General features: G+C 60.8%; 23 protein-coding genes. 2 read left to right on the forward strand and 21 right to left on the reverse strand.

What is annotated here, in order from left to right; genetic code table 11:
* Window positions 1-4 precede the first annotated feature (4 nt).
* From KBY02_RS07075 to KBY02_RS07130, 12 genes are read right to left on the reverse strand one after another with little or no spacing between them, the layout of a single operon-like run.
* Complete coding sequence (locus KBY02_RS07075; protein WP_011267776.1) at window positions 5-1,051, reverse strand: hypothetical protein; 1,047 nt, start codon at window positions 1,049-1,051, stop codon at window positions 5-7.
* Window positions 1,048-2,184, reverse strand: coding sequence for a hypothetical protein (locus KBY02_RS07080; RefSeq protein ID WP_225650079.1), 1,137 nt, complete (start codon window positions 2,182-2,184; stop codon window positions 1,048-1,050). The genes KBY02_RS07075 and KBY02_RS07080 overlap by 4 nt, the downstream gene beginning before the upstream one ends.
* Window positions 2,185-2,208: 24 nt before the next feature.
* Window positions 2,209-3,387 carry a hypothetical protein gene (locus KBY02_RS07085; protein WP_003402639.1) on the reverse strand — a complete coding sequence of 393 codons (1,179 nt, stop codon included), beginning with the start codon at window positions 3,385-3,387 and terminating at the stop codon, window positions 2,209-2,211.
* Window positions 3,384-5,279, reverse strand: coding sequence for a PEP/pyruvate-binding domain-containing protein (locus tag KBY02_RS07090; protein ID WP_225650081.1), 1,896 nt, complete (start codon window positions 5,277-5,279; stop codon window positions 3,384-3,386). Before KBY02_RS07090 ends, KBY02_RS07085 begins: the two co-directional genes overlap by 4 nt.
* The gene (gene dcd, locus KBY02_RS07095; protein WP_225650083.1) at window positions 5,269-5,943 is read right to left on the reverse strand and encodes a dCTP deaminase; all 675 of its coding nucleotides are present in this window, start codon (window positions 5,941-5,943) and stop codon (window positions 5,269-5,271) included. The genes KBY02_RS07090 and dcd overlap by 11 nt, the downstream gene beginning before the upstream one ends.
* Before the next feature lie 2 nt (window positions 5,944-5,945).
* The gene (locus tag KBY02_RS07100) at window positions 5,946-6,458 is read right to left on the reverse strand and encodes a dCTP deaminase domain-containing protein (RefSeq protein ID WP_003410416.1); all 513 of its coding nucleotides are present in this window, start codon (window positions 6,456-6,458) and stop codon (window positions 5,946-5,948) included.
* Window positions 6,459-6,462: 4 nt separating this feature from the next.
* A complete protein-coding gene (locus KBY02_RS07105; RefSeq protein WP_225650085.1) occupies window positions 6,463-7,479 on the reverse strand; it encodes a fatty acid desaturase family protein in 1,017 nt (338 codons plus the stop codon).
* Between the two features lie 34 nt (window positions 7,480-7,513).
* Entirely contained in the window at window positions 7,514-8,623 is a 1,110-nt protein-coding gene (locus KBY02_RS07110) for an SDR family oxidoreductase (protein ID WP_058398615.1), read from the reverse strand.
* A gap of 1 nt (window position 8,624) precedes the next feature.
* Window positions 8,625-9,092 carry a type II toxin-antitoxin system RatA family toxin gene (locus KBY02_RS07115; RefSeq protein ID WP_058398614.1) on the reverse strand — a complete coding sequence of 156 codons (468 nt, stop codon included), beginning with the start codon at window positions 9,090-9,092 and terminating at the stop codon, window positions 8,625-8,627.
* A 12-nt stretch (window positions 9,093-9,104) separates the two neighbouring features.
* Window positions 9,105-10,361: an aspartate aminotransferase family protein gene (locus tag KBY02_RS07120; RefSeq protein ID WP_225650086.1), complete on the reverse strand. Its 1,257-nt coding sequence runs from the start codon at window positions 10,359-10,361 to the stop codon at window positions 9,105-9,107.
* Window positions 10,358-10,912, reverse strand: coding sequence for a DUF6031 family protein (locus KBY02_RS07125; protein ID WP_011267769.1), 555 nt, complete (start codon window positions 10,910-10,912; stop codon window positions 10,358-10,360). Before KBY02_RS07125 ends, KBY02_RS07120 begins: the two co-directional genes overlap by 4 nt.
* Entirely contained in the window at window positions 10,909-11,979 is a 1,071-nt protein-coding gene (locus tag KBY02_RS07130; protein WP_024641593.1) for a DUF6001 family protein, read from the reverse strand. The genes KBY02_RS07125 and KBY02_RS07130 overlap by 4 nt, the downstream gene beginning before the upstream one ends.
* A gap of 552 nt (window positions 11,980-12,531) precedes the next feature.
* On the opposite strand from KBY02_RS07130, the gene KBY02_RS07135 reads away from it, so the two are divergent.
* Window positions 12,532-13,647, forward strand: a complete 1,116-nt coding sequence (locus tag KBY02_RS07135) for a type III PLP-dependent enzyme (RefSeq protein WP_162885186.1) — start codon at window positions 12,532-12,534, stop codon at window positions 13,645-13,647.
* Window positions 13,648-13,671: 24 nt separating this feature from the next.
* A complete protein-coding gene (locus KBY02_RS07140) occupies window positions 13,672-14,007 on the forward strand; it encodes a DMT family transporter (protein WP_024641595.1) in 336 nt (111 codons plus the stop codon).
* Between the two features lie 28 nt (window positions 14,008-14,035).
* Here KBY02_RS07140 and KBY02_RS07145 read toward each other — a convergent pair whose 3' ends face one another.
* From KBY02_RS07145 to KBY02_RS07185, 9 genes are all read right to left on the reverse strand, one after another.
* Window positions 14,036-14,833, reverse strand: coding sequence for a phosphodiesterase (locus KBY02_RS07145; protein WP_024641596.1), 798 nt, complete (start codon window positions 14,831-14,833; stop codon window positions 14,036-14,038).
* Between the two features lie 103 nt (window positions 14,834-14,936).
* Window positions 14,937-15,524, reverse strand: coding sequence for a peroxidase-related enzyme (locus tag KBY02_RS07150; RefSeq protein ID WP_024660698.1), 588 nt, complete (start codon window positions 15,522-15,524; stop codon window positions 14,937-14,939).
* Window positions 15,524-16,051, reverse strand: coding sequence for a CMD domain-containing protein (locus KBY02_RS07155; RefSeq protein ID WP_011267762.1), 528 nt, complete (start codon window positions 16,049-16,051; stop codon window positions 15,524-15,526). Before KBY02_RS07155 ends, KBY02_RS07150 begins: the two co-directional genes overlap by 1 nt.
* Window positions 16,052-16,120: 69 nt before the next feature.
* Entirely contained in the window at window positions 16,121-17,686 is a 1,566-nt protein-coding gene (locus KBY02_RS07160; RefSeq protein WP_103713316.1) for an ABC transporter substrate-binding protein, read from the reverse strand.
* A gap of 51 nt (window positions 17,687-17,737) precedes the next feature.
* Complete coding sequence (locus tag KBY02_RS07165) at window positions 17,738-18,751, reverse strand: ABC transporter ATP-binding protein (RefSeq protein ID WP_116830566.1); 1,014 nt, start codon at window positions 18,749-18,751, stop codon at window positions 17,738-17,740.
* Entirely contained in the window at window positions 18,741-19,754 is a 1,014-nt protein-coding gene (locus KBY02_RS07170; RefSeq protein ID WP_011267759.1) for an ABC transporter ATP-binding protein, read from the reverse strand. Before KBY02_RS07170 ends, KBY02_RS07165 begins: the two co-directional genes overlap by 11 nt.
* A complete protein-coding gene (locus tag KBY02_RS07175) occupies window positions 19,751-20,671 on the reverse strand; it encodes an ABC transporter permease (protein WP_003410393.1) in 921 nt (306 codons plus the stop codon). Before KBY02_RS07175 ends, KBY02_RS07170 begins: the two co-directional genes overlap by 4 nt.
* Window positions 20,668-21,642 (reverse strand): ABC transporter permease, encoded by a 975-nt coding sequence (locus tag KBY02_RS07180; protein WP_111522182.1) that lies wholly within the window; start codon window positions 21,640-21,642, stop codon window positions 20,668-20,670. Before KBY02_RS07180 ends, KBY02_RS07175 begins: the two co-directional genes overlap by 4 nt.
* A complete protein-coding gene (locus KBY02_RS07185) occupies window positions 21,639-23,099 on the reverse strand; it encodes an NAD(P)-binding domain-containing protein (RefSeq protein ID WP_111522198.1) in 1,461 nt (486 codons plus the stop codon). The genes KBY02_RS07180 and KBY02_RS07185 overlap by 4 nt, the downstream gene beginning before the upstream one ends.
* Between the last annotated feature and the right edge of the window lie 114 nt (window positions 23,100-23,213).

The raw sequence follows: 23,213 nt of genomic DNA on the forward strand, positions 1-23,213 counted from the left end.
CTTATCAGGCGCTGATCAGCTCGCGCGCCACGCCCACGCGGCTTTGCCACTGCGCACCGAGCAGCCCACGGACAATTTGCGGCGGCACGCTGTCGGTCAGCGAACCGGCATCCAGCAAGCCGTGCCAGGTCGAGGTAACGAAACGATGCGGCCACTCGAACAGTGTGGGTGAGTGGATCTGGTCCAGAATCGCATCGCGGCCCATTGCATCGACCCGCAATTTGCCCCGCGCCGACACGTTGGGCAGGATGACGGTCTCCAGCCATCCACAGCCCTCCGGGCTGGCCTTGAGTGCGGCGCGCATGGCTTCGGGCTTGCACAGGCGTTTTTCGGTATGCGCGATCGACAGATCATCGGCCACCGCTGCCAGATCGAGTCGCTTTGCCAGTTCTGGATGTGTACGTAATGTGCCGACACCGACATGCGGATAATCCGGCCAGCCGCGGGCGCGAATCCGACCGTCGACGCTGTCCAGCAGCAGCTTGTCCCCGGAAAAGTACAGGTACTCATCGGACAGCACCAGGTCGAGCATGGTGGTGGTCTTGCCTGCCCCCTTTGCACCGCCGATGGCAACAATCCCGCCGTCCGGCCCGACCACCGCCGAGGCATGCATGATCACACTGCCTTTGGCCTGTTCGACCAGCAGCCCGTAATAACGCACCAGCTCGATCAGGTGGATGAATGCATTTTCGTCGCCATGAAAATCAACCGCGTGACGCGCCCGGTCAATCCGGTAACCGACCCGCGTATCGGCATCCCAGGCGTAGTCCATCCCTGTCTCCGGGTCATGGCCACGCAACACGCGCAGGGTAAAGCCGGGAGCGTAGGTTTCGCGGATGATGTCGGGCGTCACGCAGAGGCCCATCCACTCCGGGTTGAATGCCGCGCTGTCGTGCAGCCGCAGCCTCAGGTCGACGGCTGTCTGGCCGTCGTCGTCCACTTCGGCAAAGTAAGGCGCAAGGAACACCCGCAGCCGCTGGGCCAGTGCCGAGCCCGAGGTCTGATCGTCCAGTTCAAATCGATAGCGTCCATTGCAAAGATAACGGCTCATGAGTGCAGGCTCTCCGGGCGGGTGATGAAGGGTGATGGCGAATGCAGGAAGGCAAAACGGTCAGTCAGGGGCCAGCACTCCTGGCGACGTTCGCTCAGAAATGCCTGCAGATGCTCCATCAGCCTGCGCAGATCGGCATTGATCGACTGAGGGTCTATCGCGTCCCGGCACTTGAGAAAACGCACCTCACCACGCGTCGTACTCCCCGCCTGCGAATCGAGCGGCATGCAGGTCTCGAAGGTGATCGCGAAGAGGTTGCCGCTGTCCACGGATTCGCACGGGGCACTGAACGCGTAACGTCGGTACTCGCCAAGCGCCTGCAACGTGCTGTCAATGTTCATGGCCATGGCCTCCAGCGTCGGGGAGCCCAGCGACAGGTGCCTTACGGTGCCGGACAGGCTGCCCGGCGCACTGCGAAACAGCTGCACGATGGGTTCATTGACCGCCAGCTTGCGTTTGCGGCTGCAGTGCTCGACCCATACATAACCACCGTCTTCCGCCCTGGCGGCGGTGACCTGGTGGTCCCAGACCTGAAATTCGTCACCGCACTGACTGGTGAACGGCGCCATTACCGGGCTGAAACTGGCGTCGAACCAGGCCTCGCCGAGCATTCGCGCATGGCAATCAGGTGCCAGCTCGAAGGACTCGACGTAGGTCTGTTCGCTGGTGGCGTAGCGACATTCCCAATTGTTGATCGCCAGATGGTTGCGCTCGAACGCATTGCGCAGCGCGATCAACAGGTTTTGCGGGACGGCAGGCTGCTCGATTTCGAGGGGCGGCTGTACGAACAGCGAACGATGCACATCAATGCGATTGAGCAAATGGCTGATATGCACCCGGTCCGCCTGCAAGCGGATGATCGCCAGCGGGATGGCGGTACCGGACAGGTTGTGGCAGCTTTCGTCGCCCAGCGCGCCGTGCGAATCCTCAAGGAGCATCGCCCCGTCGGCATCCCAGCGTGCCAGTACCCGGTGGCGGCCTCGCAGGTCAGCGACGGCGGTCAGTTCACCCAGCAACGCCGTGTCCGCAGCAATGGCATACAACCTGTGGTCATCGCTGCCGAACGGCTCCTGATGACGGATTTTCCAGCTACCAAACACAATAGCCGTCTGCGTGGTCGTGGATTGCGACATGGTCATCTCCCCGGCAAAGTGAATTCAGAGCCGACTCGCCTCACGGGCAAAGTCGAGTTTCGAATAGAGATCCTGCTGAAACGGCGGGTGCCGCTCCGCCAGAAAGTCGCGCATCACGTGGGAGACGGTTTCAAAGTCTTCCTCCACCTCGCGCAGCGTGTGCAGGGTCCTGCTACGGCAATATTCGACTTCGACCTGGGCGAACTCCGCACTCCCGTCGACCATGCGACAGACATCGAAGTACGCCCCGAAACCATTACCGGTCCTCAGCGATTCGAAATTGATGTCGATCCGGGTGCGCCTGAACGGCTTGAGCCGACGCAGGTTGGCCGAGGTCATCGAGCGGGCGTGAGTTTCGATGTCGGCAAACGCCACCGGCTGATCGGTGTTGAAGTCCTCGCGGCGCAATTCCGCGTTCTCGAGAAACCATTTGCGCTTGACCGCCATCAGCCCGTCGGCCTGGGGAATGAACGAGATATAACCGGTTTCCAGAGGGTCGCCAGTCACTTCGAAGATATGCGATTCATAGTCGTAGGTTTGAAAGTCACGGTCGATTTCCAGCACCAGGTCCTTGAAAGCGCCTTCTCCGAACGCCTTGTGCATCGCGGTGGACAATTGCCACATGTCAGGTATCTGAAACGAGGTGAATTTGCGCTCCAGCTCCATTTCCGGACGCCAGCGCACGTACCAGCAGTCATCGCTAAGCATCGGTTGCGAAACGGCCACACGCGCAGCAGCGGATCTGGCCAAACGCTGCCAGGCCCTCCAGGAAGCACGTTCGACCGGTTCGACATCCATCAAGTGCAGGAACAAGGCCCCGGCTTCGCCCTCATGGACATAGTGATAAACGCTGCATTTATCGGGGTGATGCATCACCGCCAGGGTGGCCATCAAGGCCTGATCGGAGGGTCGACGATTGAGCGTCGGATCCAGCATATGCATGCGCGAACGACTGTCCTGGGTGCGCTTGCGTTGCCCGGCATTGAAGACCTGAAAATCGAAGTCCTTCATGGGCATCGGCACATGGGTGTGATGGGCATTGGAAAGCCACTGCGCATGCAACGTACCGCTGGGGATGAACAGACCGTTGTCCGAGTGACGGGCTCGCGCAGCCTCTGTGTCGACAATGGCAACCAGCGCAGAATCGAGGCTGCCGTTGAGGGTGTGCGGATCGAAAAACAGCAGTGAAATATCCGTAGTCATTGTAGCTCCCGTACTTCGTTGACCGCGTGAGGCAGCGCCTTCGGGCTGTGGCTGAAAGTGATCCGTTGCCCGGCAAGCCCCTGCTGATACAGCGCCTCGGACTCCACGGCGGGAATGCCGTGTTCACGCAACAGAATCGAAAGATGGCAAAGCATGGACGCCTGTTCGAAGACAAAACCGCGCGCGAAAGGCAGCAATGCCGCCAGGGCCGCATAAGGGCGCGGCGAGACCACAATCGCCTGCCCGTCGTGAACACGCAGTTGCCGCTCAAGCTCTTCCAGTTCGGCACCCAGCGAGCTGGACGAAGGGATCGAATTGATTGAAACGGTGGCCGAGATACTCAGTTCTTCCAGCTGTCGACCCGCCGTGACCAGCACCACCGGCCCGTCGGCATAACCTGGCGAAATCAGGCGGATTTCCGTTGCGTCCTGCACCTGCACGAACGTCGACAACGGCGAAAAATCAATCAGGTGCAACTGTTGCCCTGCCCTTACCCATTCCAGTTGCACCGAGCCCAGCAGTGCGCCCGCCGCATGGGTGATGCTGTGCAGCTGCTGCGCATCGGAGGGCCCACTCGGGTCGTTCGTCGCCAGGCGCGCGCGTTGAGTGCCGGCAATGCCGCGATTGATCGCCAGCAAACCTTCCGATGACCACTCACAGGTCGTCGAGCCGTCATCACACGCCTGGGTGATAAGCCCGGTTTCACCCTGCAGAAACTCGCGCAGCACGAAACACACCACCCGCTCATCGCTGAGTTCAAGCAGCCGCTCACGCAGTGCGCCACGCTCGAGAATCTGCTGGCGCACCTGATCGGAGAAATCCAGTACCACTTGATCGGTCTTGAGCCTGTCCAGCAGTGCCTGGCTCATTGTCGGTTCGAGCAGCCCCTGGCGATTGGCCTTAATCAGCAATGCCTGGCCAGCCGAGACGTCGTGGGTTTGCGCGAACAAGGCCAGCGGGCGGCGCTTGCTTCGAAAATACTGCGCAAAGGCAGGCAATGGACGGAATTCCGTCAGAGCTTCGTCACTGGCAAGGTAGAGCTCAGCCCACTCCAGCACCGGCTCCAGGCTGCGCGCCTCGCGCAGACTGGTGACGGGTCTTGCCTGAAGCAGCCAGACTTGCTCCTCATCCACCGCCCATTCGATGTCGGCAGGCATGCCCAGCGCCGCAGAAGCCCTGGAGGCCAGGGCGGCCACCTCCAGCAGCAATGCGGTGTGCGGTTCCAGCGCTGGGTCACAGTCCAGCAATTGCTGGTCACCGATCCGCGCCGACATGCCCCTCTCTACACCGGACACCATCGCTTCACCCAGCGAGGCAACCGTTTCGATCAGCGTCACGGCCTCACCGGTCAGCGGATCGTGGCTGAACGCGACGCCGGCGAAGCGAGCCTTGACCATGCGCTGCATGATCACCGTCATCTCCACCGGTGTTTCCAGCATCGACGCCCGCAGGCGTTCCAGAATGGCCTGACGGGAAACCCCGGAGCGCCAGACATCCAGAATCGTAGCCTTGAGCGCCGGCAATCCCTTGACCGACAGATGCGTGCTGAAGATTCCGGCAAAACTGTGCTGATTGCCATCCTCGATATTCGCCGAAGAACGCACGGCAAGTTCGCTGTCGGCGTCAAAGCCTGCCTGCCCGAGCAATGCCTGAAGATGGCCGTCGGCAGCGTCACTCCACTCGAACTCGGCGAACCGGGCGATTCTGTCCATGTGCTCGTCAAGAAAGGCACCGGCGGTGATGCGCACGGTTTTCAGCGTGTCCTCAATGGCCTGTTTGCGGTTTGCAAAGTCCTGCCATAACACGCGGTAATCGGCATCATGCAGAGCGCTCAGCGCGGGCACCGGCAGATCACCGGCCAGATGTTTCAAGGTCAAGTATTTACTGGACACGACGGCCTCCTGCTATCAGTGGAATCTCGGTGGCCATTCGCCCGTGCCTGCCGGCCAGCGCATCGGGCGAGGCATCGACCTCTTCCTGGGCTGCTACAACGGGAAATGGCGCAAGGTTGGGCACCAGCGGCTGTGGACGCGGCGTCTTTTCGAAATCCATGAAGATGCGGGACGCGAAAGCCTCGGTCGCGCCCTGGTACTTTCCGGAATACAGCTCGATATCGCCCTTGACGTTCCAGAACATCATTTGACCGATGTTCATGCCGGGGTAAACCCGTATGCGGTTGAGCGCATACAGCTGCAAGGTCCAGCGCCCGACGAAACCGATGTCGCCCAATGGCGCCGAGAGGTTGATGAACATGCCCAGCCTGGCGATCGAGGACCGAGCCGCATAGGTAGGTACGAAATGGGTGCTGCCCATGGTTTCGATGGTCGAGGCCAGATACAGCTTCATGGGCTGCAGCTCATAGCCTTCCGGACCAATCTCGATGGTTCGCGTCGACGCCTCGGCGCGCACATCGATCACATCGTCTTCGTAGACCTTCATCTGGTCATGCAAGCGGAAGTTGTAGCTGTTGGGGTTGACGTTCTCATGGGAAAACGGACTGATGACGATTTCACCCGAACGCACGCGATTTTCGATTTCACTACCGGTCAATATCATGGTCAATCCAGAATGATTTTCGAGGGCACGGTGCTCTTGGAGCCCAAGTAGCGTCCCGCGTAGCAGGTGGTCATGCCGAAGTTCGCCCAGAAGCAGACCTTGGCCACTTTGGTGCCGGCATAGACCCGCACCGGTTGAGTCACAACGATTTCCAGCGTCCAGCTGATGGCCGCACCGGTATGACCGAGCGGCGCACTGGTCTGGATGAAAACGCCACAGGACGCCGTGGACACATTGGCGTAAAGCTCGCTGGCGAAATCGATACCGCCGATCTGCTCGGCAGTCGCCCCCAGGTAAAAACGGTTGGGGTACAACACGAAGCCTTCGGGCGGAATATGGTGCTCGACCACCTCCAGTTCACCGTGAGGATCGATGCGGTCGCTGCGGTACTCCAGAAGCAGATCCGCCAGGTGACAGCCGTATGAGTTGACCTCGACATGTGCAGGGTCGAAGGGCTCGATGACGACACTGCCGACCTCGCGCATCTTCACTATTTCAGAACCTGTGAGCATCATGGGTTCAAGCCTCCTGATCCAGAGAGGCCACGGCACGCGCTCGGCCGTTGGCACCATACAATTCGGCGCGCATGCTGCGTTCCCCCAAGAGGTAGCCCTGGGTGCTGCAGGCCGCAGCTGAACCAGGCAGGCTCCGGGCAAGACGCCGGGACAAGGTGCCCAGGTGATAGCTGGGTATCTGTTGAAAAAGGTGATGCTCCCAGTGCCGATTGATATTGCACGGCGCAAACAGCCCTCGTTCCAGCCAGCCTGGACTGACACTGCGTGCGTCGCGCTTCACACTCTGGGTCGAAAGCCCTGCGTGCTCCGACAGGCTGCGAATGCGCAGAATCGGCGGCAGAAAGAACACCAGTGGCGCCAGCCAGTACAGCAGCACGGCCGGCCAGGCCTGCAAAGCCGTGATGAGCAGCGCGGCACAGGCATAAAAGGCCATTGCCTGATAGCGCTCGATGCGGGTCGACGGCACGCGGTGAGTGAACAGTCCGATCACGCTGAAGCTGTCCATCGTGCGTAGCGATTGCAGGGTCGACAGCCCACTGATGTCGCGCAGCAGAGCCTGCCAGAACAGTCCGGAACTGGCGGGTGCGAAGGCATCGGCGTAGTCCGGATCGTCGGGCGTGTTGAGGTGCTTGTGGTGGGCAATGTGGTGAGCCCGGTAGCGTGACGTGCTCAACGTCAGGGGAAACGTCAGGAATACGTTGGAGATCAGATCGTTGCGCCGCTTGTCACGGCTGATCAGCAAATGCGCCGCATCGTGCATGAGTACCAGCAACGCGTGCTGTCGCGTCGCAATGACAACTACCGCGATCAGACACACCAGCGTCGAGTCGCTGACTTCAGCCAGCGTGACTGCAGCGACGATCACTGCCCACTGCACGCCTATCTGCAATGCCTGCCGCCAGTGGCTGAGTTGCTTGAGATCCGAGGTCAGTGACAGGTTGTCGCGTGCCAACGTGGCACGCTCGGAGCGTCGGTCGTAAGCGCCACTGTCCATGGTGTCGAGTTCGATTGTGTCTGCCATGTTCCATCTCCCGTTCAATCGTTGAAAGGGCCTGCTAGCCGTGCATTGCCGCCGATTTCGCGACAAGCTTGTCCAGGCTGATCCGTGCCTCGGGCGCATGAGCCAGCCAGTAATCCACCGCTTTGGGTAAAAACACTTCCGCGCCGGGTGCCGGGTTCCGGACGTTCAACGGTGGCCTGACCAGATCGCTTTCGGCGTACACGCCATAGATTTGCAACAGGCGCTCGAAATAGCGGAAATCCCGGGTCGAAATACCTTCGGGCCGCCATGCGACCAGCGAGCGCTTGAGGAATGCCCATTGCCGGCTGCGCAGGATCGGTGCCGGGGTCAAGGGCGCAATACCCGCTTGCTGCCGCGCATGATCGACGCGCGACTCGATGATGCGGATCACCTGCTCATAAGGCAGGCGTGCATCCCCCGCCGAGGCGACGACCTCACGTGCTTCGCCACCGGCCACGCAATGACTGACCAGATGGATCAATTCGTCCACCACCCAATCGATAGGCACCAGATCGAACAACCCCTGGCGATTGCCGACCAGAAAAGGCGGCGCAAAGGCATTGATGAAGCGAATCAGCGGGTACAGGCCGTGAAAACGACTGATTGCACCATCGCTGGTCGCGCCGATGACCAGGCTGCAACTGAACACGGAAATCGGCATCTGCGTGCCGAAAGTCTCACGCAAACCACGCTCTGCCGCTGCCTTGCTTTCCTCATAGCCATTGCGATAGGTCCAGCCTTCACAACGGGTGAACGCTGTGGACACGTAAATGAAATGCGGCTTGCGCACCAGCTTCTGGACAAAGCCGCAGAACAGTTGCGCACCTTCGACATTCAACTCGTGCATCTCTTCGAAGCTCTTGTCCCAGGCCACATCGGCAGCCAGATGGACTGCCGTGGCGCACTCGATGGTGGGCAGCGTGGCGGCCAGCGCATTCAGGGAGTCGGCGTCTGTCAGATCGGCGATCCGGCATTCGAGCCGCGAGCGGCTGTGCGCAGGCAAATCCTGCAGACAGCGACTGGCCGCCTGCGCGGAACGGCACAAGGCAATCACATGCGAGGCCGGATGCTGACTGAGCCAGTCGCGCACGAACCAGGAGCCCAGCGCACCACTGGCCCCGGTGATGATCAGTGTCGAGCGCATATCAGCAGCCCCCTGCCGCAACCCGCTGATGACGGCGAGCGAGCAGTTGATTGCGTATCCCGTCCAGCATCTGGATGTTGTTGGCGCGAATCGCCCGTTCACCGATCGGGTGCAGTACTTCGGCCAGTGACGGGATGCCCAGGTCGAAGGTGACGTTCAGGTCCACGTGCAAGCCGTCTTCGCGCTGGATCAGCAGCCACTCGCCGTACCAGACTTCAAGGTCGCCATCGGTCTGCTTGAACTCGATGCGCTCTTCCGTCACCAGCCAGTCCTGCTCGGTCCAGGTCAGCTCGCTGCCATTGATCAATACGCGCCACGTACTGGAAACGTATTCACTCTGCCGGGGGTGAACGATCACCTCCAGCACATCACTCATGAAGTCGGGATAGCGAGCGAAGTCCGAGAGAATCGGCCAGACCTCGCCAGGCTCGAAGTCACCGAGAAGAACACTGGTTGATACATCAGGCATAGGAATTCTCCGTCATTGAATGGAGCGATAAGCCGCATCGACGGCATCACAGAAACTGTTGATGCCTTGTTCGAGGTGGTCTCGGGAGATGGTCGCGTCGGGATACACCCGCAGCACGGAGGTTGCGCTCAGGCAGAACGCCAGCAGCACATTGCGCTGCGCGGCTTCGATCAGGGTCTGCGCCACATAGTTGCTGGAGGTGAATTCCACCCCGATCATCAGGCCGCTGCCACGCACTTCAGCCACGGCAGGACAGTCCTGTAAACGCTCACGCAGGATGCTCATGGCCACCTGCCCCAGCTGGTTGACGCGCTGACAGAATGCGGGATCGCTGACCACGTCGAGCACAGCGTTGACCACGGCTCCCGCCAGCGCGCTGCCAGCGTAGGACGAGGCATGCACGACCGGATCACGCGCCGGTGCACCGAAGCGGCTGCTGTCGTAAATGGCGGCGGCCACCGGAAACACACCACCGCCCAGGGTTTTGCCGAACACGACGATGTCGGCGGGCGCGCCGCAGATCAACGATCCGCTGCGCCCCAGGCCGGATTGAATCTCGTCATGAATCATGAACGCGCCATGTTCGCGACACAGACCTGCAAGTTCGCCCAGAAAATCCAGGTCGACCGGCCTGATTCCGCCCTCGCCCTGAACCGGCTCGGCGATCACTGCGGCAATATCGCCCTCTGCCAGTGCCTGGCGTGCAGCGGCGAGATCACCGGCAGCAATGAACACGACATCTTCGGCGTGCATCAGCGCGGCGTGCCCGCGATAGCCATAACTGACCGCAAGCGCACCACTGGTCCGGCCATGGTAGGCGTGGGTCAAGGCGATGACTCGCCGCCGGCCGGTCTGCATGCGCACCAGCTTGAGGGCTGCTTCGATGACCTCCGAACCGCTGTTGCCGTAAAGCACGCCGTTGCCCGGACGGCCGACACACGTCACAAGCCGCTCGGCGGCGCTCAGGCTGGATTCGTTGGCCAGGATCCGGCTGGAAAGGCCCAGTGATGTCACTTGTCGCGTCAGCGCAGCCACGACCTGAGGGTGCCGGTGGCCCAGCAGGTGCAGCCCGAAGGAACCGAAGTCCAGCCAGCGGCGGCCGGTGTCATCGGTTATCCACGACCCCTCGGCCGAGTGTTCGGCTGCGGTCAGCCCGGCCATGCGCAACATAAGGCCTTGCTCACGGCCAAACACCGCACCGTAGCGTTCGACGAATGAGGATTTGCGCGCAGGCACGCTCGCCGGCGCACTCATGACATGACTGTTCATAGAGACCTCATCAAAGGTGCCAGAAAGGCAGCATCACCACCTGCCAGGCGGCAGGAGCGGTCCCAGTCGCGCAGGGTTCGCAACACCTGACCCTGAGTGCCCGGCAGCAAGGGGTTGAACAATTTTCCGGGAAAGGCTTCCAGCAGTTCCTTGAACAGTTCGATCAGCCGCTCTGCTTCATGGTCGTGACCTGCAGCGCTGTCAGCGGCAACGCCGAGCCATTCGACGGCGACCGGGCCTGTGTGGGCAATCACGTCGGTCAGGCCGTACTCGCTGAACAACGCGAACTGGTGCAGCTCGTTCGGGGTGTCGGCCCCTGCAAGACGGCAGTCGATGTCGACCATCAGTTCAGCCAGCTTGATTCTCAATGCATCCACCACCAGCGGCTCGTCCGCGGCGCCTTCGAGGTCTTCCAGATACGCCTCAAGCTCGGTCATGAGCAACCAGGCCACTGATATCAGCTTTTTCGTGTAGAGGCCCGCCGGGTATACATAGCCGCCAGCGAGCCGGGGAAACCACTGGCGAACGGCTGCTTGTGTGCTGGCAATCATGCGTGTGCTCCCTGCATAGGGTGTTGATCCTTGAGTGAGAAACTGACCAGCCCGGCCCGTGCGGCGCGCAGGAAATACGCAGCCTCTTCCCGGGATTGCTCGGCCAGGTCGATCGGGCGGGTGCTGCGCAATTCCGGCACATCCAGATGCGTCAACAGGGTCGCCTGCTGGTTGTCGGTGAGCACGAAGTCGACCCCCGGCAGAAACCTGCTGGCGGCGGAGCGCTCGATACCCGGCAGCAGCTCGGCGTAGGCGGCCTCGCAGGCGAACGTCTGCTCGGCGAGTTGAGTCAATTCACACAAGTGCATGAGGTCTGCGCCCTGCAACCCATTGCCGCAGGCCGGATAGGCGCGCTGCCACAGCTGCCCGATGGCGCGGGCAAGGCCGTCGTCCGCCAGCATGCCGTACCTGTTGAGCGCGCGGTCCCAGCGCAACAGCGTCCACTTGCGATTGGAGTTGACCCAACCGTGGCTGGCCAGCGTCGCGTTCATCAGAAACAGTGCGGCGTTGCAGGCATAGGCGGCGGCCGCGCGGTATTCGCCACTGCGCCAAGCCAGCACCGAGAAGCAGGCACTTTGGCGAAAGTCATCGAACGCTGCTGCGGACCAGATCGAGCTCAGGTCCTTCTGACTGTCCAGATAAGGCAGCGACTGATCGGTCGACACCGCGCAGACCAGACGCTCCAGGTACTTTCGCGATACCGCCTGCTGCTTGTCCCACTGTTTGAACGCAACGAGTTTCTGGGCGGTGGTTTGGTGTGCGTCCGTTGCCAGTCGGGAGAACGCGTTGTCAACTTCTTCGCGGGCAAATGCCACCACTTCCATATGGTGTTCATTGTGGTAGATCTGCGAGGCCATCGACTGATCGGACTGCCGACCATCGGTTACGCATATCAGATCTATATCACTGGCCGCGTTAGCGATGCCATGTACTGGAGAACTACTGATCAAGGCCAGTTGTGCATCGCCATACTGGCGTTTTACAACCTCTTCAAGTTCGGCAAAAGCGAGTTGGCGCGTGGCCAGAAACTGCCGGGCGTTGCCTGAATAAAAAGCACGAAAGTCCATGTATACCTTCCACTCGATAACGGTGACTTCATTGGGGCTGCTATTCGGCGTGCCGAGCAGCCCCCTGCCTGATCCATGACCATGAATTACGTTGTCGTCGTTAACGCGAGCGCTGACGCAATGGAACAAGCACCATTACTTCACGATGGAGTACACAGCAAGTGGCGTGCCACCGTTATTGATCATCGTCTACTGGCAAGGCGTCAGATAACCGCCAACGCGGATCCGGAGTGTTACCTGTCGAAAGCCAAGCCTTTAATTTCATTGAATTTTTTACGATCAGGCATTGAATATGACCACTTTAATATATGTATAAAATTATTTATAAGCCAATTTTGGAAATAGCAAAGTGCTACCTGTGTTTATTATTTCAGCGCCTGCACTTAACTGCACCACGCCGATTCGAACACTTTAAAATCGCCCTGTTTTGGTGGGCCGTCTTGTATACATGTTTATTAAAGTGTTCTCGTTAAGTTGTTCAGCCACTCGACAAAGCCGTGGCACGAAGCTTGCTCGAAACTTGCCCGCACTTCGAAACCAGAGGCGTTCAACGTGGACACACTTTTTGCACAATTAGCCGATGACACCAACGACACCTTCTATACCGTTGACCCGCGCTGGATCACCCAGAATGCGCAGCAATTCAGCGGCGGTTTTCCAGGTACCGTGCTGTATGCAATGAAGGCCAATCCACTCGTGCACGTGCTTGAAGCCTTGAGCCAGGGCGGTATCAATCATTTTGACGTGGCGTCGCTTGCCGAGGTGCAGACGGTGCACAACACGCTGCCCAACGCAGTTCAATACCTGATGAATCCAGTGAAATCCCGCCACTGCCTGCACGAGGCCTACTATCGACATGGCGTACGTTCATTTGTCCTCGACAGTGAGGAGGAACTCTCGAAGTTGCGGGACGTACTGCCCGAGCGCGACAGCACGATCAGCATGTTCGTGCGCTACGCGCCCTCCGAGTCGACGGCGGTTTACGATCTCAGAGGCAAATTCGGGGCGAATCCGGCGTTGGCGACGCAACTGGTGCATCAAGTGGCGGCCAGCACTGACTGGTCACTCGGGCTGTCCTTCCATGTCGGTTCACAAGCCATTGAAGACGGCCCGTGGCTGGCAGCTCTCGATGACGCCGACGCCATCGTGCGCGACACCGCCCAGCATGTCAGGCACCTGGATATCGGTGGCGGGTTTCCGGGCAATTACCTGAACTCCATGGGTAATACGCCGGACCTGGTTGGCAGGGTCTGCGAGCACATTCAGACCAGCCCGACATTGAAGGATCTGAACCTGATCTGCGAAGCGGGTCGTGGCCTGGTCTACGGCGGCATGTCGCTGTTTGCACGGGTGCTGTCGAGACGCGAACACAGTGTTTTCTGCGGCGCCGGTATTTTTGGCGGTCTGCTCTCCGCCCAGCAATGGCTGCAATTTCCCGCACGTGTGTGGCGAGACGCTGCGCCTTACGCCGGCTCGGCGGAAGCCACCTTCAATATCTTTGGCCCCACCTGCGACAGCATGGATCGCCTGGCCTTCCCCTACACGCTCGCCAGCGATATCAGGGAAGGCGACTGGCTGGAGTTTCAATCGACCGGCGCTTACTCGGTGTCCTTGCGCACCCCGTTCAACGGGTTTTACGCCGACCGCATCATCTCTCTCCCTTCCTGAATGCCTGAAAAGCGATCTGCCACCATGGTCATAAAAGCTTATTTGTTCCTGCTTGCAGGTATCGTCGCTGAAACAGTAGCGACCATTGCGCTCAAAGAAAGCAATGGCTTCACCCGCTGGGTTCCGGTCATTGCCTCGATAGCAGGCTATGGCCTTGGGATTGTGTGTCTGGGGTATGCACAACGGGACTTGCCCATGTCACTGATCACGTCCATGTGGTCAGGCCTGGGCATTACCCTGATCACCGTCATTGCAGCGTTTCGTTATCAGCAGGTGCCCACTTTGATGGCCATTGGCGGTATCAGCCTGATCATCGCGGGCATCATCCTGGTCAATCTGGCCAAGGAGCAGGCGACCTGACAGCCTGCGCTGTCAGGGTCATCCCCGTTCAGGCGAAGTCAAAAGGTCCTTCGAAGCGGCCTATCGGCACCCAATGGGTGATCAGGCCCGTGTCGGCTTTCCAGTGGTGCAGCAGCAATGCAGGCGGTTCGACATAGGAGGCGTCGGCAGCCTCGGGGTGCAGTCGCAAGGCGATGGCCGTCGTCGTGCTCGGTGCCGTACACATCAGCGTGCCGCCGAAGCGCAGCTGCATGAAGCGATGAATATGCCCGCAGACGATGCGCTCGATGGCCGGGTATCTGCTGACGACCTCCGCCAGCCGCTCGCCCCTTTCACAGCGATACGCATCGATGTAGGGAATGCCGCTTGAAAACGGCGGCTGGTGCATCATGATCAGCGTCGGCTTGTCCGGCTCCAGCGCCAGTGTGCTGTCCAGCCACCGTATCGCCGTGTCGGTCATATCGCCGTGATGCTGCTCGGGGACGCTGATATCCAGACCGATAATGCGCACCGGCGCAGAACCCGAGTAGACGAAGCTGCAATCCTGATCATTGATGAAGTAATCGTGCTCGGCAAAGGCGTCGCGCAGGTTCTGCCGATGATCATGGTTGCCCGGTATCATCAGCAGTTTTTGCCGTAGCGGTTGCAGCAACTCCCGAGCCATCGCGTACTCTTCGGGCCGCCCCTCGTCCACCAGATCACCGCTGAACAAAATCAGATCGGGTGCTGGGTCGAGGGCGTTTATCGTGTCGACGGCGGCGGCCAGCATGGCATTGGAGTCCACCACGCCTTGATAGAGTTGCCCTCTGGGCCGTACATGTGTGTCCGAAATGTGTGCTATCAGCATTCCATTACCTCAATCGTGTCCGGGTCGCGTGCTCACTCATGCAGTGAACCTGCAACGACCGGGCCAGACTGCACCTCAATCACCGGCCTGGCCACTGCCACCCTCACACCTCGGGAAACACCGGCTCCCCCAGGTTGAGCATGAGCCGGTTGGCCCAGGCGAATATCGAGATGGCGTGAATCAGGTCCAGTACCTGTGTCTCGTCCAGCCCCTGTTCGTACAGCGTCTGGATATGCCCGGCGTTGAGCGAAGCCGGTTCAAGCGTCAGGTCGATGGCGAACTGCACAATCGCTTTTTCATGCGCCGTGGTGCCTGCAGTCGCGGGGTCGGCAAACACCTGGGCGATGACGTCATTGCGCTTGGCCAGTTGTTCGAAGCGTTGCGCATGCACCGACGCGCAATACACGCAGCGGTTGATACGCGACACCACGGTACTTGCCAGCTCTCGTTCGGCGCGCGACAGGCCGCCGGGGGCGTACATGATCGCGTTAAACGCCTGAGAGCGCTGGCGAAGAATGTCCGGATGATGGGCCAGCGTCAGGTAGTAATCCGAGGTCTTGGCCTGCGGATGGCTTTCTTCAAGCACAGCGACCTGCTCGGCGCTCGCGCTGTCGAGGTCAACGGTGGGCAACCAGGCTTTCCAGCCCAGCACCTGATTGGTGAAACCTTCAATTTCTATGAGTTCGCTCATCAGGCTGCTCCGGCAGACTTTAAAGCACCCAGCCCTGCGGCCAGACGCACCTGGTAGGACAGAAAAGCGATCAGTTGCGCCAGTACCACGATTTCAGCGGTGCTCAGGCCCTGCTGTTGCAGCGCCTGCAATGCGCTTTGATCGCCGTGTACCGGAGACTCGATCAAGGTTCGCGTAAAGCGCAGGATCGCCGCCAGACGCTGATCCTCCAGCAGATCGATTCGGCTGGCGTCCACATCGGCCAGCACGTTTGCCTCGGCGCCGGCCGTCTGCAACTGCGACAGGTAATACCCGCTCAGGGTCGGCTGCGCGCTCAGCAGCGTTGCGTAGTAGGCCACCCAGAGGCGTTCGCTCAGTGACAGGTTGTGCGCCAGTGCCGGGTCGAAAAACAAGTCCTGGCTGCCCTGGGTTGCCAGGGCCACCTTGTCCCGCGCATGCCGAACCGCGTGCAGCGGGCTGCCCGGCGCGATGCCCAGCAGGCTGTCGAGCACGTCCGGTGTCGTTGAATGTTCAGTGGTCGATGTCATGAAAGGTCCTGCGAGGCTGTAGTTGCATTCGCGCAGCGCTGGCAAAAGCGGCGCGGTCATGGAAGAAAATCAAGGCTGCTCGGTGACCATGGTCGCTGCAGTGCGGTCGCTGACCAGTGGCTCGACCTTGAGGCCTTTGCGCGCTGCCCAGATGTTCTGGTAATGGAACAGCGGGATGATGCCGACGTCATCGCTGACAATCTGCACCGAGTCCTGGAGAATCTTGCGCCGCCTGGCCTCGTCGAATTCAGCGGTCGAATCAGCCAGGGCCTTGTCCACCAGCGGATTGCTGTAATGGCCCCAGTTCGAAGCGCCCTGCCCTTTGCTGCTGTCGACCGTGGTCAGAATATTGGTCAGGGCATAGGCCGCTTCGCCGGTGCCATTGCCCCAGGCAATCACGCTGATCGCCAGTTCATTCTTGTTCGCCTTGCCCGCGTACACCGCCCACGGCAATACCTCCAGCTGAACCTTGACGCCAATCCGCGTCCAGAACTGCGCCACCGCCTGCATGACCTCCGGTGCCTGCGGATAACGGTCGCCCGGCACATGCACAGTCAGTTGGAAGCCTTCGGGGAAACCTGCCTGCGCCAGCAGGTCCTTGGCCTGCTTGAGGTCATAAGGGATGTTCTTGATCTGCGGGTTGTAACCGAACGTGTTGGCCGGCATCCATTGATTGGCTTCGGTGACGGTGCCTTGCATGATGCGCTCGTTGATGGCCGGACGATTGATCGCCAGGGACAGCGCCTTGCGCACGCGTACATCCAGCAGCGGGTTTTCGGCCAACGGCTTGCCCGCGTTGTCGCGAATGAATTCGTTCGGACCGGCACGGAAACTCGGCTGAATGATCAGCGCACGCAGCCCCTGATAGGCGAAGACATTGACGTTCGGCGTTTTGCGCAGGCGCGCCACATCGGTAGGCGATACCTTGTCGATCACGTCGACATCGCCTGCCAGCAAGGCCGCGGTACGGTTGGCGGCGTTGGCGATGAAACGGAAATCAACCTTGTCCCAGGTCGGTTTGCCACCCCAGTAATTGTCGTTGCGAGCGAATATCGTGCGATCGCCCGGCACGAACGAGACAAACCGGTAAGGCCCTGTGCCGATCATCGCCTTGCCCGAGTTGTAATCGGCGCTGCTGGCTGCCGCACCGGCATGGCGACTGACGATATAGATCGAATCGATGTCCGGCAGCAGATTGGCATTGGGCGAACGGGTCTTGATGATCAGCGTGTGATCGTCCCTGGCCTTGATCGATTCAACGGTACGCATGGCACCTGCATACGAGGCCACGCTGCCGGGCACGTTTCGCGCGCGCTCGAAGGAGAAGACCAGGTCATCAGCGGTCAGCAGCGTGCCATCCTGCCATTTGACGTCATCACGCAGGGCGAACTCCCAGGTGGTGTCATCCACCACCTTCCAGCTCTTGGCCAGACCTGGCAGGGTCTTGTCGTCACGGCGGCTGACCAGCGATTCGAAGGCATGCAGCGCTACCGAGCGGTCGCCTGCATAATTGTTCAGCTGTGGGTCGAGGGACGAGACCGGGTCGGCGTAACCGATGCGCAAGTCCTGTGCCGTGACACCGCCGGCGGCCAGCAAGAGGGCCGACGCCAGCAATGAACGAACGAGTGGTTTCATGGGTGGTTCCTTGTACGCAATGGCAGAGGGTAACGGGCTTCAGGTGCCCGTTCAGCGTTGGTCATTCAGGTGACAGGCGCTCTGGTGATTCGGCGAAACCTCCCGCAGCGCTGGAACTTCCTCGCGACAGCGCGCCATGGCGTGCGGGCAGCGAGGGTGGAAATGACACCCGGCAGGCGGGTCAAGCGGGCTGGGGATTTCCCCTTGGATCGCGTCATAACGGGTACTGCGAATATCGAAGCGCGGGATCTGCGCCAGCAAAGCCTGGGTGTACGGGTGATTGGCCCGCGCGAACAAGTCATCGACCGATGCCGTCTCGACCACACGACCCAGGTACATCACGATGACCCGGTCGCAGAGGTGCTCGACGACGCCCAGGTCATGGCTGATAAACAGATAGGTCAGGCCCAGCTCGTCGCGCAGGTCCATGAACAGATTGAGGATCTGCGCCTGAATCGACACGTCCAGCGCCGCCACCGACTCGTCGCACACCAGCAGTTCCGGCTGCACCGCCAGCGCCCGGGCAATCCCGATGCGCTGGCGCTGGCCACCGCTGAACTGATGCGGATAGCGCTGGCGCAATTGCGGGCTGAGCCCGGCACGCTGTAACTGCGCACTGACGTAATCATCTGCGCCCTTGCGATCGGTCAGGCCGTGCAACAGCGCACCTTCGCCGACGATCCGGTCGACCCGCAGACGCGGGTTGAGGCTTGACGAAGGGTCCTGAAAAATCATCTGCACTTTCAGGCGCAGCGCCTTGCGCTCCTGCGTGGTCAGGCTCTCGAGCGGTTTGCCGTCTACCGATGTGGTGCCCGAGGATACCGGCAGCAGCCCGGCAACCATGCGCCCCAGGGTCGATTTGCCACAACCCGACTCGCCCACCAGCCCGACCACTTCACCGCGCGCAATGCGCAGATCGACACGATCCACGGCGTGGGTCAGCGGTTTCGGGCGCGTAAGGTGCAGCCGTTGCAGGAGCCCCTGCAGGGAGCGCTCATCCACGGGTTTGCCGAAGGTCTTGCTGACCTGATGCAGCTCGATGAGGGGAATCTGATCACTGGGCATCGGCCGCTCCTGGGTGAAAACAGCGAACCGTCTGGCCCGGTCGCGCCTGGTGGGGTTGCGGCTCCTGCGCACAGACCTGCGAGGCTCTGGGGCAGCGCGCTGCGAAAGCACAACCGACCGGCATCGACAGCAGGTCGGGCGCCATGCCCGGGATCTGCCGCAGGCGCTGGCCGCGCTGGTTGCGACTTGGCAGGCTGTCGATCAGCCCTTGTGTGTAGGGGTGCTGCGGACGATCCAGTACATCGGCGACCGGACCCTGCTCGACGATGCGCCCGGCGTACATCACCGCCACATCGTCAGCCAGCCCGGCGATCACGGAAAGATCATGGGTGATCCAGATCAGCGAAGTGCCCTGCTCGCGCACCAGCTTCTGCACTTCACTGAGAATCTGCGCCTGAATGGTCACGTCCAGCGCCGTGGTCGGCTCATCGGCGATGATCAGGTCCGGTGCATGCAGCAGCGCGATGGCGATCGCCACCCGCTGGCGCATGCCGCCGGACAACTGATGCGGATAGGCGCGCAGACGTTCTTCCGGGCTGGCGATGCCCATCAGCGCCAGCGTGCGGCTGGCGTGTTCGCGGGCCTCGCGCCTGCTCAGCGGGCTGTGGGCACGTACGGCTTCGATCATTTGCGTGTCGACCCGCAGCACCGGATTGAGGGTCATCATCGGGTCCTGAAAGATCATCGCTACCCGGTTGCCCTGAATGCCACGCAGTTGTGAGGCAGACAGCCTGGTCAGATCGCGCCCCTTGAACAGCACCTGGCCGCCGCTGATGCGTCCGGGTTCATCGACCAGGCCGAGGATCGAAAAGCCGGTGACCGACTTGCCCGAACCGGACTCACCCACCAGGCCGAGAATGCGTCCCGGCTCTACGCGCAGTGACACATCGCGCACCGCTGGCAACACCCCGGCGCGGGTATGAAACGAAGTGCACAGGTTGCGCACCTCCAGGGTCGGCTGTTGGACTGCGTCAGGCACAGACGACATTTCAGGCACGCTCATCGCTGTAACCTCGGGTTCAGGACATCGCGCAAACGGTCACCGACCAGATTGATTGCAACGATCGTGATCAACAGCGCCAGGCCCGGAAACAGACTGATCCAGTATTCATTGCTGAGCATGTATTGAAAGCCGTTGGCAATCAGCAGCCCCAGCGACGGCTCGGTGACCGGCACGCCCAGGCCAAGAAACGACAGGGTCGCTTCCAGTGTGATGGCGCGGGCAATCTGCAAGGCGCCGATCACGATCAGCGGCGGCAGGCAGTTGGGCAGAATGTGGCCGATCACAATGCGCAGCGGACCAACGCCCTGCCCGCGCGCTGCATCAACGTATTCACGGCGGCTTTCGGTAAGCGCCTGACCGCGCGCTGTGCGGGCGTAATAAGCCCATTCGAGCAAGATCAGGGTCAGCATCACGTTGCCGACACCCTTGCCCAGCCAGGCAAGAATCATCAGCGCCATGAGAATCACCGGAAACGACAGCAGCAGGTCGACCAGACGCATCAGCAAAGCATCGAGCCAGCCGCCTACATACGCAGACACCAGCCCGAGCAGCGTACCGAGCACTGCCGCAATCAACGCCGAGCCAATGCCGACCCACAGGCTGATGCGCAGGCCATAGATAATCGCCGAGACCAGATCGCGGCCCTGCCCGTCAGTGCCCAGCCAATAGGTGTAACCGCTGTCCCCATTGAGGCTGCCAGGCGGCATGCGCGCATCCATGACGTTGAGCTGCATCAGGTCGTAGGGGTTCTGCACCACAATCCACGGCGCCAGGGCTGCAACCAGCACAATGATCAGCAGGACTACCAGGCCCGTCACCGCCGTGGGCGAGCTGAAGAACTCGGTCAGCACTCGTCGCCAGGGCGATTGGGCCTGCAGCAGCGTGCTGCCGATCGGGGCTTTTTCAATGACATTCATCGCGATGCCTCGATGCGTACGCGTGGGTCCAGCAGGTAATACAAGCCGTCGACGATCAGGTTGAGCACCACGAAAATCACCACGACCACCATCAGGTAAGCGACCACCACAGGGCGATCAAGCATGTTGATGCTGTCGAGAATCAGCTTGCCAGCACCCGGCCAAGCGAAAATGCTTTCAGTCACCACGGCATAGGCGATGGTCGAGCCCAGTTCCATGGCCAGCACCGTCACCACCGGAATCATGGTGTTGCGCATGACGTGCATGCACATCACGCGCATCGGTGACAGGCCCTTGGCCCGGGCGAATTTGACGAATTCTTGGGGCAGCACTTCGCGCACGCCCGCACGGGTCAGGCGCAGCACCAGGGAAATCTTGAACAACGCCAGGTTCAGCGCTGGTAATAACAGGTGCTGCAAACCGTCCAGCGTCAGCCATGACCATTGCACACCCAGCCACTCACGGGTTTCGCCGCGGCCGCTGGCCGGCAGCCAGCCCAGGGTGATGGAGAACAGCATGATCATCATCAATGCCACCCAGAAGGCTGGCAGCGAAAAGCCGACAATGCTGGCGGCCATCATCAGCCGGGACAGCGGATGCTCGGGGTACATGCCGGCAAACATGCCCAGCGGCACACCGATGACCACCGCCAGAAACAGGGCACTGAACGCCAGTTCGAAGGTTGCGGGCAAGCGCTGCAGAATCAGGCGCATGGCATCCTCGTGATACACGAAGCTTTGCCCCAGATTGCCGTGAATCGCGCCCTTGAGAAAAATCAGGTACTGCTGCCACAGCGGCTGGTCCAGGCCCAAATGCGCGATGGCCTGCAGACGCTCGGCCTGATTGAGGTCTTCACCGACCAGAATGTCCATCGGGTTGCCGATGGCATTGAGGCCGACGAACACCACCAGCGTCATCAACAGGATGACCAGCAACGATTGAATCAACCGACGCAGCGCCCAGCCGATCATTGGCGCAGCTCTGCGGCGTCTGGCTGGCTGACCACCCACTCATCGCCCAGCAGCTCTGGCTCGGCGTAATCGAGCATGGTGTCGAAATGCAGGTCGATGTCCTCGTTGAACAACTGCCCGACCAGGGCATGCGCCAGACGTTTGGAACCCTCGCTGATGGCAGGAATGTCCCCGGACACCGCGCCATAGCTCAACGCGGCCGGATAACTGAAGCAGTGAATGTGGTTCAGCCCCGGGCAGGCGCCTGCGGTCTTTTCCTGAAATTCAAAGCAGTTGCCTAGATCCGGCAGCACAGCCAGTTCCGCATCGGTTTCGCCACTCGGTGCGTCGAAGCGATCCTGCCAGACACGGATCTGCGCAGAGAATGGCGCAAACTCCGGACGCTGCCGGAAGTCGGTGCGAAACCCGGTGGCAAATACCACGAAATCCGCCTCGATACGCGCCTTCGGCGTATTCAGCCAGACGCCCCCGGCAGCGCTCTGTTCGACGGAAAGCACCGGGCTGTCGAGCATGAACCGCGCCTTGCCGGAAGCGGACACTCTGAGCGTACTGCCGCGCGGTGGTGGCACTTGCTGGGTATTGAGGTAATGGCGAATGCGCCATTTCCAGATGTCCGGCAGGCGCCAGTAGCCATGCACCATGCCGGGATTACCGACGCCTTTGCCTTTGTTGATGCGCGGCAGCTCGGCGCGCCGGATCAGCAGATCGACCCGCGTCGCACCAGCCTCCAGCGCCGTGGCGGCGCTATCCATCGCCGAGGCGCCACCGCCGATGACCGCAACGCGTTTGCCGGCGAACCAGCTGTCCTGCAAACCCGCCGCCGAATGCGTCCACAAATGCTCCGGCAACTGCCGGGCAAAGTCCGGCACCCAAGGGCCGCCAAGACCGTCACGCCCCGTGGCGAGCACCACATGGCGGGCCAGCAGAAATCGCGTCTGTACCGGCGTGACGACGTCCAGTTCAATCAGACCGTCCGCTCTGGGCGCTACCCGGCTAATGCGGTGCTCATTGCGTACGTCCAGTGCCAGCACCTTGCGATACCAGCGCAGATACTCGGCCCATTGCAAACGTGGAATCTTGTCCAGCAACGGCCAGCCGTCGACGCCGAATTGCGCTTCGTACCAGGCGCGAAACGTCAGCGCTGGCAAGCCCAGCGCCGGTCCGGTCAACTGCTTTGGCGAACGCAGGGTCTCCATCCTCGCCGTGGTGGCCCAGGGGCCTTCGAAACCCGCTGGTGACTGATCGAAAATGACCGCCGCTACACCTAGATTGCGCAGCTCTGCGGACAGGGCAAGACCGGCCATGCCTCCGCCGATGATCGCCACGTCGAGCACGGCCTGCCCTGCGCTGATCCTTGGCTTGACCCAGGGTTTGGCGGGCAGATCCAGCCAGGCCAGATCCTGCTGCAAACGAGCTTCCAGAGCAGCCAGGCCAGCGGGTGCATTCACATCGGACATTGATCGGTACTCGAAAAAATGATCGGGCCACAAGCCCGAGCCTTGATTCAAAGCACTTCAAGAATCATTCCAATAGTGTGATAAATGAATTCTTAAAGCCATTGAATGCTTAAT

Origin of the sequence: Pseudomonas sp. P129, assembly GCF_020312195.1 — a bacterium.
In the GTDB taxonomy this organism is placed as follows: domain Bacteria; phylum Pseudomonadota; class Gammaproteobacteria; order Pseudomonadales; family Pseudomonadaceae; genus Aquipseudomonas; species Aquipseudomonas fragariae.